This window comes from Pseudomonas sp. Pseusp49 (assembly GCF_059491875.1).
The window spans coordinates 5,138,296-5,151,105 of the sequence record NZ_CP168514.1 but is presented as its reverse complement, the minus strand read 5'-3'; the positions used below and the strand labels follow the sequence as shown (position 1 = coordinate 5,151,105).

Below are 12,810 nucleotides of genomic sequence, written 5' to 3'. Positions count from 1 at the left end.
TTTTGCCTGGCGGTTTTTATATTCGGCCGAGCAAGAGCAGGATCAACAGCACCACCAATACGACGCCGATGATTCCGGACGGGCCGTAACCCCAACTTCTGGAGTGCGGGAAGACCGGTAAACCACCGATCAGTAACAGGATCAGAATGATGATCAGTATTGTGCCCATGTCTATTTCCTTGTCGAAATGCAGTGGAATGACCATGCCAATCAGGTCAGCGGGAATGAAGTAAATTCGAGCTGCTTAAAAAATCCGACTCTCGCGCCTGCAGGAAAATTCCAAGTTTTTTTGAAGTATTTCGGACAGGTTCTTATTTCTTTTGTGATTGCCTTAGTTGCTTGTCACGCGCCCGCGGTTTGCTCGGGCCATTCAGCAATCTGATGGAGCGTGGGTCGGGCAATTTCCTTCGCTACACTCGATGCATCTTCCGAGAACAACAAGGCTGTTTGCTATGCAAAATCGCATGATGATCACTGGTGCAGGCTCTGGCCTGGGTCGCGAAATCGCGCTGCGCTGGGCGCGTGAAGGTTGGCAACTGGCCTTGTCGGACGTCAGCGAGCCCGGTTTGCAGGAAACCCTGAAGTTGGTCCGTGAAGCCGGTGGCGATGGTTTTATCCAGCGCTGCGACGTACGCGACTACAGCCAATTGACGGCGTTCGCCCAGGCCTGTGAGGTCAAGTTCGGCGGCATCGATGTGATCGTCAATAACGCGGGTGTAGCCTCTGGCGGCTTCTTCAGTGAGTTGTCCCTGGAGGACTGGGACTGGCAGATCGCGATCAACCTGATGGGCGTGGTCAAGGGCTGCAAGGCTTTCCTGCCGCTGCTGGAACAAAGCAAAGGCAAGATCATCAACATCGCCTCCATGGCCGCGCTGATGCAAGGCCCGGCGATGAGCAACTACAACGTGGCCAAGGCGGGCGTGGTGGCGTTGTCCGAAAGCCTGCTGATCGAGTTGGCGCATCAGGAAGTCGGCGTCCATGTGGTGTGCCCGTCGTTCTTCCAGACCAACCTGCTGGACTCCTTCCGCGGCCCGACCCCGGCCATGAAAGCCCAGGTCGGCAAGTTGCTGGAAAGCTCGCCGATCAGTGCCGCCGACATTGCCGACTACATCTACCAACAGGTCGCAGCCGGCGAGTTCATGATCCTGCCCCACGAACAGGGCCGCATGGCCTGGGCGATAAAGCAGAAGAACCCGCAATTGCTCTACAACGAAATGACCGTCATGGCCGACAAAATGCGCGCCAAGGCCAGGCAATCCGCAAGCTGATCTTGCCCGCAGCCAACGCTGTGGTTAGGGTGGCCGCCATCGGCCATCCTTGCGAGACGCTTGCATGCTCAATTACCTGTGGTTTTTCCTCGCCGCGCTGTTCGAAATTGCCGGTTGCTTTGCCTTCTGGATGTGGCTGCGCCAGGGTAAAAGCATGTGGTGGGTGGTGCCGGCGCTCCTCAGCCTGACCCTGTTCGCGCTGCTGCTGACCCGTATCGAGGCCACCTACGCCGGCCGCGCCTACGCTGCCTACGGTGGCATCTACATCATTGCCTCGATTGGTTGGCTGGCCGTGGTCGAGCGGATTCGTCCGCTGGGTTCGGACTGGCTCGGCGTGGCGTTGTGTGTGATGGGCGCGAGTATCATCCTGTTCGGGCCGCGATTCTCCGCATCCTGACAGCTCGTCCCTACAATCAACCTGCTTGTCAGACTTTTCCGTCAGCGGCGTGGCTCAGGGGCTGTCAGTCCGGTCCGGTTTGCTGTCGGAGCATTGTAGGCGTACGCCGGGCCGGGCATCTTCAGGGGCCAATAACCCCTGAAGGACACTCCTTATGCTCGTACTCAGTCGCGTTGTGGGCGAAACCATTTCCATCGGTGACAACATTTGCGTGCGCGTTCTCGCGGTCAACGGGAACCACGTTCGCTTTGGCGTCGAGGCTCCTCAGGACGTCAATGTGCACCGCGCCGAAATCTATGAACGCATCCAGAACAAACTGGCGAAAACCAAAGAACGCTGAAGCTTCAGTCAAACAGGTGCTTGGGCACGTCATGCTTGAGCATCAGTTGGCATTGCTCGCTTTCCGGGTCGAAGACAATCAGTGCCTGGCCCTTGGTCAGCGCCTGGCGCACGCGCAGTACGCGGGTTTCCAGCGGCGTGTCGTCACCATTGTCGGTGCCGTCGCGGGTCACGAAATCCTCGATCAGGCGGGTGAGGGTGTCGACTTCAAGTTGGTCGTGGGGGATCAGCATAGGCACCTCGGTTGGATCAATGGCGCGATGCTACGGTGAATGCGCTGTTGCGGCTAGCCTGGGCCATATGTGTGGTCAGTCAGGCCCCTTCGCGAAAAAGCCCGCTCCCACATTCGACCGCATTTTCATGGAAGTAACTCGGTCACTGTGGGAGCGGGCTTGCTCGCGAAGGCGATCTGTCAGGCAATGAAGAGTCTGACTTAGTTCTCCGACCGCTGCCCCACCAGGCTGTCCACCGACGGCACCCGCGTATCGCTTTCCATCTGTGTGTCATGTTCGAGCTGATGGCTGAACCGGTCCAGTGAGCCCTTGGCCGGTTGCGCATCGCTGGCAAACACCGGCGGGCTGAGGATGTACGCACCGAGCAGGCGGCTCAGGGCGGCGAGGCTGTCGATGTGGGTGCGTTCGTAACCGTGGGTGGCGTCGCAGCCGAAGGCAAGCAGGGCCGTGCGAATGTCGTGGCCGGCGGTGACCGCCGAATGCGCGTCGCTGAAGTAGTAGCGGAACAGGTCGCGGCGTGCCGGCAGCTCGTTGTCGCTGGCCAGGCGCAAGAGGTGGCGCGACAGATGATAGTCATACGGCCCGCCGGAATCCTGCATCGCGATGCTTACCGCATGTTCGCTGGAGTGTTGGCCGGGCGCGACCGGTGCGATGTCGATGCCGACGAATTCACTGACGTCCCAGGGCAACGCCGCCGCGGCACCGCTGCCGGTTTCCTCGGTGATGGTGAACAACGGATGGCAGTCGATCATCAGCTCCTGGCCACTGTCGACGATGGCTTTGAGGGCCGCCAGCAACGCGGCCACTCCAGCCTTGTCATCGAGGTGGCGGGCGCTGATATGGCCGCTTTCGGTGAACTCCGGCAACGGGTCGAAGGCGACGAAATCGCCGACGCTGATGCCCAGCGACTCGCAGTCGGCGCGGGTGGCGCAGTAGGCGTCCAGGCGCAACTCGATGTGATCCCAACTGATCGGCAATTCATCCACGGCGGTATTGAACGCGTGCCCGGACGCCATCAACGGCAAGACGCTGCCGCGGATCACGCCGTTGTCGGTAAACAGGCTGACTCGGCTGCCTTCGGCAAAGCGGCTGGACCAGCAGCCGACCGGCGCGAGGGTCAGGCGGCCGTTGTCCTTCACCGCACGCACTGCCGCGCCGATGGTGTCCAGGTGGGCGGAAACGGCGCGGTCGGGACTGTTCTTCTTGCCCTTGAGCGTGGCGCGGATGGTGCCGCGCCGGGTCAGCTCGAAGGGAATGCCGAGTTCTTCAAGGCGTTCGGCGACGTAACGCACGATGGTGTCGGTGAACCCGGTGGGGCTGGGAATGGCGAGCATTTCCAGCAGGACTTTTTGCAGGTAAGCGAGGTCCGGTTCGGGGATTTTGCTGGTCATGGAAACTCCTGATGAGTTGAGCGCATCGATGGTTTCGATGAGGGATTTGTGTTGTTTGTCAGTCCGTCTTCGTGAGCAAGCCCGCTCCCACAATTGACCGAGTTACTCCATGCAAATGCGGTCGAATGTGGGAGCGGGCTTGCTCGCGAAGGGGCCGGTCCAGGCAACGCATAGCTAAGAGACCGCCGGCTGGCTGTGCGGAAACAACAAATCCACAAAACGCTCCGCCGTGGGCTGTGGTTCGTGATTGGCCAGCCCGGCCCGTTCGTTGGCTTCGATAAACACGTAGTCCGGCTGGTCAGCGGCGGACACCATCAGGTCGAGACCGACCACGGGAATGTCCAGCGCCCTAGCAGCCCGTACAGCCGCATCCAGCAGCGTCGGATGCAGGATCGCCGTGACGTCCTCGAGAATGCCGCCGGTATGCAGATTCGCCGTACGTCGTACGAACAGATGCTCGCCGGCCGGCAGAATGCTGCTGTAGTCGTATCCGGCCGCCTGCAAGGTGCGAAGGGTTTCCGCGTCCAGCGGGATCTTGCTTTCGCCACCCGTGGCTGCTTGTCGGCGCCGACTCTGGGCTTCGATCAACTCGCGGATGGAGTGTTGGCCATCGCCGACCACTTCGGCCGGCCGGCGAATCGCGGCCGCGACCACTTCAAAACCGATCACCAGGATTCGCAGGTCGAGACCCTGGTGGAAGCTTTCCAGCAGCACGCGACTATCAAACTGGCGGGCCGCCTCGATGGCGTGCTGCACCTCCTCGATGGTCTGCAGGTCGACCGCCACGCCTTGGCCCTGTTCGCCGTCCAGCGGTTTGACCACCACGCGCCGGTGCTCATCAAGGAACGCCAGATTGTCATCGGCGTTGCCGGCCAGTTGCTGCACGGGCAGGTTCAACCCGGCAGCCTTGAGCACCTTGTGGGTCAGGCTCTTGTCCTGGCACAGGGTCATGCTGATGGCGCTGGTCAGGTCACTCAGGGATTCGCGGCAGCGTACCCGGCGTCCGCCATGGCTGAGGGTGAACATTCCGGCATCGGCGTCATCGACTTGTACATCGATGCCGCGACGGTGTGCTTCTTCGACTATGATCCGGGCGTACGGATTAAAGGCGGCTTCGGGGCCAGGCCCGAGAAACAGCGACTGGTTGATGCCGTTCTTGCGCTTGATGGCGAAGGTCGACAGGTTGCGAAAACCGAGCTTGGCGTACAGGTTCTTCGCCTGGCGGTTATCGTGCAGTACGGACAGGTCGAGGTAAGCGAGACCGCGACTCATGAAGTGTTCGATCAAATGCCGCACCAGCACCTCGCCGACGCCCGGCCGCGCACAATGCGGGTCGACCGCCAGGCACCAGAGACTGCTGCCGTGTTCCGGATCGTTGAAGGCCTTTGCATGATTGAGGCCCATGACGCTGCCGATGACCGCGCCGCTGTCATCGTCTTCCGCCAGCCAGTACACCGGGCCGCCCAGGTGGCGCGCAGTGAGCAGGGTGGCATCGATCGGCAGCATGCCGCGCGCCTGATACAGCTGGTTGATGGCCTGCCAGTCGGCGTCGCTCTGCGCGCGTCGAATGCGAAATCCACGAAACACCCGGGTCGCCTGGCGGTAGTCGCTGAACCACAGGCGCAAGGTGTCGGACGGGTCGAGGAACAGCTGCGCCGGCTCCAGCCCCAGCACCTGCTGGGGCGCGGCGACGTACAGCGCGATGTCCCGTTCGCCGGGCTGCTCGTTGAGCAACTCCGCGGCGAGGCTCGCCGCATCGGCAAAGGTGTGGCCGATCAACAGGCGGCCCCAACCGCAATGCACGGCAATCGGCGCGGCGCCGAGTTCACTGCCATCCTCGGCCAGACGTGCCTGCAAACGTTCGTAGGAAGGCGACTGGCCGCGCAACAGGCGTTGGCTGAAAGCCGTGGCGTGAGGTTTCATCGGTCAGATTCCTTGTTCACTGAGCCACAGGTTGAGGGCCGCCAGTTGCCACAGCTTGGAGCCGCGCAACGGCGTCAATTGTCCCTGCGGATCGGTCAGCAGACGGTCGAGCATTGCCGGGTTGAACAGGCCGCGATCCTGGCTCGGATCGAGCAGCAATTCACGCACCCACTCCAGCGTATCGCCCTGCAAATGCTTGAGACCCGGCACCGGGAAGTAACCTTTCTTGCGGTCGATCACTTCACTGGGAATCACTAGGCGCGCGGCTTCTTTCAAGACTTGCTTGCCGCCGTCCGGCAGTTTGAAACGCCCCGGAATCCTGGCCGACAGCTCGACCAGGCGGTAGTCGAGAAACGGCGTGCGCGCTTCCAGGCCCCAGGCCATGGTCATGTTGTCGACGCGTTTGACCGGGTCGTCCACCAGCATCACCGTGCTGTCCAGACGCAAGGCCTTGTCCACCGCTGCATCGGCACCGGGCTGGGCGAAATGGGCTTTGACGAAGTCACCGGCGGCGTCATTGGCGGTCAGCCATTTTGCCTGCACGGTCGCTGCGTAGTCGTCGTAACTGCGGTCGAAAAACGCGTCGCGGTACGCGGCATACGGATCGCTCGCACCGTCCACTTGCGGATACCAGTGGTAGCCGGCGAACAGTTCGTCGGCGCCCTGGCCGCTCTGGACGACCTTGCAGTGTTTGGCCACTTCGCGGGACAACAGGTAGAAGGCGATGCAGTCGTGACTGACCATCGGTTCGCTCATGGCGCGGAACGCGGCGGGCAGTTGTTCGATGATTTCTTTTTCATCGATGCGCAATTGGTGATGCTGCGTGCCGTAGTGCCGGGCGATCAGGTCGGAGTACTGGAACTCGTCACCGCGCTCGCCGCCGGCATCCTGGAAGCCGATGGAGAAGGTCGACAGATTATCCACGCCGACTTCCCGCAACAGGCCCACCAGCAGACTCGAGTCGACACCGCCGGACAGCAGCACGCCAACATCGACCGCCGCACGTTGACGAATCGCGACGGCTTCGCGGGTGCTGTCGAGTACCCGGTCGCGCCAGTCTTCAAGGGTCAGGTTTTTCTCGTCGTCGTGGGGGCCGTAGGCCAGGGTCCACCAGGTTTTCTGCTCGGTGCGACCATCGGCTTCGATGCGCATCCAGCTGGCAGGCGGCAGTTTTTCGATGCCCGCCAGCAACGTGCGCGGAGCCGGGACCACGGCGTGGAAATTCAGGTAGTGATTGAGCGCCACCGGATCGAGGACCGGATTGATGTCGCCGCCCTTGAGCAATGCCGGCAGTGCGGAGGCAAAGCGCAAACGCTGGCCGGTGCGCGACAGGTACAAGGGTTTTACGCCAAGACGGTCGCGGGCGATGAACAGGCGTTGGGCATCGCGCTCCCAGATGGCAAAGGCAAACATGCCGTTGAGTTTCGGCAGCAAGGCTTCGCCCCAGGCGTGATAGCCCTTGAGCAAGACTTCAGTGTCGCCACCGGAATAGAAGGTGTAACCCAGGGTTTCAAGTTCGGCGCGCAGTTCCGGGAAATTGTAGATAGCGCCGTTGAAGGCCAGGGACAGGCCCAATTGCGGGTCGATCATCGGCTGCGCCGAGCCGTCCGACAGGTCCATGATTTTCAGGCGCCGATGGCCCAGGGCAACCGGCCCCTGGCTATGAAACCCCCAGGCGTCGGGGCCGCGAGGGGCCAGGTGATGGGTGATTCGTTCAACGGCTGCAAGGTCTGCAGGTTGATGATCAAAACGTAACTCGCCAGCTAATCCGCACATAAATTCCTTACCGGTTTTTCCGTTGGGGAGGGTCAATCGCTACCGCGCCAAAATGGCGGGTACTCAGAAACTGACCCGCCTCGGCAAGGGGAGTTTTATATCGATGAGTTATAAGGGGGCGAAGCCGGGGCCGAGAGCGGCTGTGCGGGCGCTCTCGACGGCGGTATCGGCTATTTGCCCCGGATCAGGCGCCGTAACGCAAACCGGTTGGGATGACAGGCCTCGGCCACGCTTCTGGGCAACGGCAGGGGTTCGTTGTCCAGCCAGGCGGCCAGCAGTTCTCCGGACAGCGGCGCGGTGATCAGGCCGCGCGAGCCGTGGCCGCTGTTGACGTACAAGCCGTGGAGCCACGGGCATTCGACGTCCGGCACCTGTCGGGCGTCCTTGCCCAGCGCGGCATAGGCCTGAGCGAAGGCCTGAGTGTCGGCCAAAGGGCCGACGATTGGCAGGTAGTCGGGGCTGGTACAGCGAAACGCGGCGCGCCCCTGGAGGCTCTCGGGGTCGAGGCGGTCGATCTCCAGGCGTTCGACCAGATCGTGGGAAATCTCCTCGAGCATGGCCAGGTTGCCCAGGTGTTCAGCCGTGGTCGGCGTCAGGTCATCGCTGTTGAAATCGAAACTGGCCCCCAGGGTGTGTTCGCCCAAGCGTGCAGGGGCGACATAACCTTCGGCGCACACCACTGTGCTCAGGGCCTGGCTTTGCGGCGTTTGCGCCAAGCGGGTGATTTGCCCGCGAATGCGTTTGAGCGGCAACCCGGTACTCTCGGGGAAACGCTGGATTTCGGCGGCACCGGCGAGGACCACCACGGGTGCGCAGGCAAGCAATTGTTCGCCGCTCCAGGCTTGCCACTGATCTTCGACCTTGCGCAGTTCCAGCGCATCGCAATGCGTGAGCAGTTGGACCTGCGGATGTCCGGCCTGCCACTGGCACAGCGCCGGTGGGTGGACCCAGCCGCCTTGCGGATAGAACAGGCCCCCGTGTTCCAGCCCGATCCCGGCCACGGCCTGGGCCTCGGATTGATCCAGCAGGTGCAACAGGTCCGGCGCAAACGCCGCGGCCAATTGCGCCTGGCGTTCGGCTTCCTTGGCATTGAAGGCCAGTTGCAACACACCGCAATCGTCCCAGTCGCGGCCCCGTTGCAAGTGTCCGAGCAGTCGCCGGGTGTAGCCGAATCCGCTGACGATCATTTGCGACAGCGTCGTGCCATGGGCCGATAACTTCAGGTAGAGCACGCCCTGAGGATTGCCCGAAGCTTCCCGGGCGATGTCGTCGTGACGCTCCAGCAACGTCACTTGCCAGCCGCGTGCGGCCAGGCTGGCGGCGCTGGCACAACCGGCCAGCCCGGCGCCGATCACCAGTGCCCGGCGTTCGCCGCTCGGCGGTGCAGGTCGGGCAAACCAGGGCTTGTCGGGCGAAGGAGCGGGTGCGTCGTGGGGCCAGCCGAGGAACTCGCCACGCAGTATTTCCCATTTGTGGCCGATGCCCGGGGTGCGTTTCATCTTGAAACCGGCGGCGTTGAGCAGGCGCCGCACCCATCCCGTACTGGTGAAGGTGCTGATGGAGGCACCGGGCGCGGCCAGGCGCGCCAGTTCGGCAAACAGTTCGGCGGTCCACATGTCAGGGTTTTTCGCCGGAGCGAAACCGTCGAGGAACCAGGCGTCGATCCGGGCGTCGAGTTGGGGCAGTTGTTCCAGCGCGTCGCCGATCAGCAGGGTCAGGGTGACGCGGCCGTGGTCCAGCGTCAGGCGCTGAAAGCCCTGATGGATGGCCACGTACTGCTCAAGCAGTTGATCGGCAAACACCTTGAGTTCCGGCCACAGCGCCAGGGCTCGTTGCAAGTCGGCCGGGCTCAACGGGTACTTTTCGACGCTGACAAAATGCAACCGCGCACCGGTCGCGGCGTGTTGCTCGAACACCTGCCAGGCGCACAGGAAATTCAGCCCGGTGCCAAACCCCGTTTCACCGATGACCAGCCGCCCGCCGTCGGGCAAGGCCGCAAAGCGCTCCGCCAAACGGTTCTGCTCGATGAAGACGTAGCGGGTTTCGTCCAGCCCCGATTTGTCGGAGAAATACACATCATCGAACACTCGCGAATACGGGCGACCTTGGTCGTCCCAGTCGAGTTGGGCGTGGGGCAATACAGGTTTCATGGCAGGCTCGGCAACGGCAAGGGCGCCATTCTAGCCGATTGACCGCGTGGCCAAGCTCTTTGTGGCGAGGGGGCTTGCCCCCGTTGGGTCGCGAAGCGGCCCTGAAATCAGCCAACCGGGTCTGTCAGGTAAATCCGGTTGGCTGGTTTTACGACTGCTTCGCAGCCGAACGGGGCGGTGCGGCGATCCGACAAGCCCCCTCGCCACAGGTGTTGGTGGCGTTAGGTAAAAACTCTGCTGGCCTTCAGTTCAATCCGCTAGTCTTGCTCACATCTGGAAGGGAGCCATCCATGTTCGAATCCGCCGAAATCGATCACGCCATCGACAAAGAAACCTATGACGCCGAAGAGCCGGCCCTGCGCGAGGCGTTGCTCGAAGCACAGTTCGAATTGCAGCAGCAACGCCGCTTTCCGGTGATCATTTTGATCAATGGCATCGAAGGTGCCGGCAAGGGCGAGACCATCAAGTTGCTCAACGAGTGGATGGACCCGCGCCTGATCGAGGTCCGTACCTTCGATCAGCAAACCGACGAAGAACTGGCGCGTCCGCCGGCCTGGCGCTACTGGCGGATGCTCCCGGCCAAGGGGCGCATGGGGATTTTCTTCGGCAACTGGTACAGCCAGATGCTGCAGGGGCGGGTCCATGGCGAGTTCAAGGATCCGCGCCTCGACCAGGCAATCAATAGCGCCGAGCGCCTGGAAAAGATGCTCTGCGATGAAGGTGCGCTGATCTTCAAGTTCTGGTTTCACCTTTCCAAGAAGCAAATGAAGGCACGTCTCAAGGCGCTGGCAGACGACCCGCTGCACAGCTGGCGCATCAGCCCGCTGGACTGGCAGCAATCGGAAACCTACGACAGGTTCGTGAAGTATGGCGAGCGGGTGCTGCGCCGTACCAGCCGCGACTATGCACCCTGGCATGTGATCGCCGGGGCGGATGCCCATTATCGCAGTCTGGCCGTGGGGCGGATTCTGCTCGCGGGCCTGCAGGGCGCATTGCAACGGCCAACGATCCATCCGGAGAAGGTCAGCGCGGCGCCAGTGTTCCCCAGTGTCGATCAAGTGAACCTGCTCGACAGCCTGGACCTGAGCCTGCACCTGGAGAAGGAGGATTACGAAGAACAGCTGATCACCGAGCAGGCGCGTTTTTCCGGGTTGATGCGTGACAAACGCATGCGTCGCCATGCGTTGGTGGCGGTGTTCGAGGGCAACGACGCGGCAGGCAAGGGCGGGGCGATCCGCCGGGTGGCGGCGGCACTTGATCCGCGCCAATACAGCATCGTGCCGATTGCCGCACCCACTGAAGAGGAGCGGGCGCAACCCTATCTGTGGCGCTTCTGGCGGCACCTCCCGGCCCGGGGCAAGTTCACCGTGTTCGACCGCTCCTGGTATGGACGGGTGTTGGTGGAACGCATCGAAGGGTTTTGCAGCCCGGCAGACTGGCTGCGTGCCTACGGTGAAATCAACGACTTCGAGGAACAACTCGTCGACGCCGGTGTGATCGTGGTCAAGTTCTGGCTGTCCATCGACAAACAGACGCAACTGGAGCGCTTTGAGGAGCGCGAAAAGATTTCCTTCAAGCGCTTCAAGATCACTGAAGATGACTGGCGCAACCGTGAAAAATGGGATGACTATCGCGCAGCGGTCGGCGACATGGTCGACCGTACCAGCACCGAGATTGCGCCATGGACCCTGGTGGAAGCCAACGACAAGCGCTGGGCGCGAGTCAAAGTCTTGCGCACCATCAACCGGGCACTGGAGGAGGCTTTTGAAAAATCCGACCGGCATGAGCGCAAGAAGCAGAAGGACAAGGATTGAGGCGATGGTTGCGCATACGCGGGGTGAATGATTGTCGCGGTCGGTGAAGGGCTGGACTTATGCTCGGTCCACTCTCAACCGACAACAACAATGAGGTATGCCATGCGTGAAGTGGTGATCGTCGACAGCGTGCGGACCGGCCTGGCCAAATCCTTTCGCGGCAAATTCAACATGACCCGCCCGGACGACATGGCGGCACACTGCGTCGATGCCCTGTTGGCGCGCACCGGTATCGATCCGGCAAGCGTCGAGGACTGCATCGTTGGCGCCGGTTCCAACGAAGGCGCCCAGGGTTTCAATATCGGGCGCAATGTCGCGGTGCTGTCGCGCCTGGGCATCGGCACGGCCGGCATGACCCTCAACCGCTTCTGTTCCTCGGGCTTGCAGGCGATCGCCATCGCCGCAAACCAGATCGCTTCGGGTTGCAGCGACATCATCGTCGCCGGTGGCGTCGAGTCCATCAGCCTGACCATGAAAAGCGTCAACACCGACAACCTGATCAACCCGCTGCTCAAGGAGCAGGTGCCGGGCATCTATTTCCCGATGGGCCAGACGGCTGAAATCGTCGCGCGTCGGTACAACGTCAGCCGCGAAGAGCAGGACCTGTACGCGCTGCAAAGCCAGCAGCGCACCGCCGAGGCTCAGGCTGCCGGGCTGTTCACTGATGAAATCGTGCCGATGGCGGTGAAGTACCGCGTCGATGACAAGGCGACCGGCCAGGCACAGATCCTCGACGGCATTGTCGACCGCGACGACTGCAACCGCCCCGACACCACCCTGGAAAGCCTGGCCGGCTTGAAACCGGTGTTCGCCGAAGATGGCTCGGTCACGGCCGGCAACTCTTCGCAGTTGTCGGACGGCGCGTCCATGACCCTGGTGATGAGCCTGGAGAAGGCACTGGCGCTGGGGCTCAAGCCGAAAGCGTTCTTCCGCGGTTTTACCGTGGCCGGTTGCGCACCGGACGAGATGGGCATCGGCCCGGTGTTTTCGGTGCCGAAACTGCTCAAGGCCAAAGGCTTGCAAGTTGCCGACATCGATCTGTGGGAACTCAACGAGGCGTTCGCTTCGCAGTGCCTCTATAGCCGTAATCGCCTGGAAATCGACAACGCCCGGTACAACGTCAACGGCGGCTCGATTTCCATCGGCCACCCGTTCGGCATGACCGGTTCGCGTCAGGTCGGGCACCTTGTGCGTGAATTGCAGCGGCGCAATTTGCGGTACGGCATCGTCACCATGTGTGTGGGGGGCGGGATGGGGGCTACGGGGTTGTTTGAAGCGGTGAGGTAAGCCTCGGGTTTTGGTGTTGTCTTTCAGATAGCTTTCGCGAGCAAGCCCGCTCCCACATTTGACGGCATTCACCGTTCAATGTGGGAGCGGGCTTGCTCGCGAATGCAGGCGCCTCGGTCTTTCACATTGCGACCCGCACAGTTTCAATCGCGGCCAGAAGGCAACTGTGCCTGTGTACGCCACAGCTCTGCGCCTAGAATGACGGCTCCTGTCAGTTGGCTTCGGGGTTCAC

Annotated in this window: 11 protein-coding genes; 5 read left to right on the top strand and 6 right to left on the bottom strand. The window is 62.0% G+C overall.

What is annotated here, in order from left to right; genetic code table 11:
• Nucleotides 1-16 precede the first annotated feature (16 nt).
• Nucleotides 17-175, bottom strand: coding sequence for a DUF3309 family protein (locus ACEN83_RS22810; protein ID WP_172435350.1), 159 nt, complete (start codon nucleotides 173-175; stop codon nucleotides 17-19).
• Between the two features lie 277 nt (nucleotides 176-452).
• On the opposite strand from ACEN83_RS22810, the gene ACEN83_RS22805 reads away from it, so the two are divergent.
• The 3 genes from ACEN83_RS22805 (at nucleotide 453) to csrA (ending at nucleotide 2,005) form a co-directional block, all read left to right on the top strand.
• Nucleotides 453-1,268 (top strand): SDR family oxidoreductase, encoded by an 816-nt coding sequence (locus ACEN83_RS22805; RefSeq protein ID WP_007973687.1) that lies wholly within the window; start codon nucleotides 453-455, stop codon nucleotides 1,266-1,268.
• A gap of 64 nt (nucleotides 1,269-1,332) precedes the next feature.
• A complete protein-coding gene (locus ACEN83_RS22800) occupies nucleotides 1,333-1,665 on the top strand; it encodes a YnfA family protein (protein WP_007973686.1) in 333 nt (110 codons plus the stop codon).
• Nucleotides 1,666-1,819: 154 nt separating this feature from the next.
• On the top strand, nucleotides 1,820-2,005 hold the full coding sequence (gene csrA / locus ACEN83_RS22795; RefSeq protein ID WP_102700867.1) for a carbon storage regulator CsrA: 186 nt from the start codon (nucleotides 1,820-1,822) through the stop codon (nucleotides 2,003-2,005).
• A gap of 4 nt (nucleotides 2,006-2,009) precedes the next feature.
• Here csrA and ACEN83_RS22790 read toward each other — a convergent pair whose 3' ends face one another.
• From ACEN83_RS22790 to mnmC, 5 genes are all read right to left on the bottom strand, one after another.
• The gene (locus tag ACEN83_RS22790) at nucleotides 2,010-2,237 is read right to left on the bottom strand and encodes a YheU family protein (protein ID WP_003199186.1); all 228 of its coding nucleotides are present in this window, start codon (nucleotides 2,235-2,237) and stop codon (nucleotides 2,010-2,012) included.
• Nucleotides 2,238-2,437: 200 nt separating this feature from the next.
• A complete protein-coding gene (locus tag ACEN83_RS22785; protein WP_495578512.1) occupies nucleotides 2,438-3,628 on the bottom strand; it encodes an osmoprotectant NAGGN system M42 family peptidase in 1,191 nt (396 codons plus the stop codon).
• 174 nt (nucleotides 3,629-3,802) lie between these two features.
• A complete protein-coding gene (gene ngg / locus ACEN83_RS22780; RefSeq protein WP_258682108.1) occupies nucleotides 3,803-5,551 on the bottom strand; it encodes an N-acetylglutaminylglutamine synthetase in 1,749 nt (582 codons plus the stop codon).
• Nucleotides 5,552-5,554: 3 nt separating this feature from the next.
• The gene (locus tag ACEN83_RS22775) at nucleotides 5,555-7,327 is read right to left on the bottom strand and encodes an N-acetylglutaminylglutamine amidotransferase (protein ID WP_495578511.1); all 1,773 of its coding nucleotides are present in this window, start codon (nucleotides 7,325-7,327) and stop codon (nucleotides 5,555-5,557) included.
• A gap of 170 nt (nucleotides 7,328-7,497) precedes the next feature.
• Entirely contained in the window at nucleotides 7,498-9,477 is a 1,980-nt protein-coding gene (gene mnmC / locus ACEN83_RS22770; RefSeq protein WP_495578510.1) for a bifunctional tRNA (5-methylaminomethyl-2-thiouridine)(34)-methyltransferase MnmC2/FAD-dependent 5-carboxymethylaminomethyl-2-thiouridine(34) oxidoreductase MnmC1, read from the bottom strand.
• A 290-nt stretch (nucleotides 9,478-9,767) separates the two neighbouring features.
• On the opposite strand from mnmC, the gene pap reads away from it, so the two are divergent.
• Together pap and ACEN83_RS22760 are read left to right on the top strand one after the other, a co-directional pair.
• Entirely contained in the window at nucleotides 9,768-11,291 is a 1,524-nt protein-coding gene (gene pap, locus ACEN83_RS22765) for a polyphosphate:AMP phosphotransferase (RefSeq protein WP_218482775.1), read from the top strand.
• Between the two features lie 102 nt (nucleotides 11,292-11,393).
• Nucleotides 11,394-12,578 carry a thiolase family protein gene (locus ACEN83_RS22760; RefSeq protein WP_495578509.1) on the top strand — a complete coding sequence of 395 codons (1,185 nt, stop codon included), beginning with the start codon at nucleotides 11,394-11,396 and terminating at the stop codon, nucleotides 12,576-12,578.
• Nucleotides 12,579-12,810 lie beyond the last annotated feature (232 nt).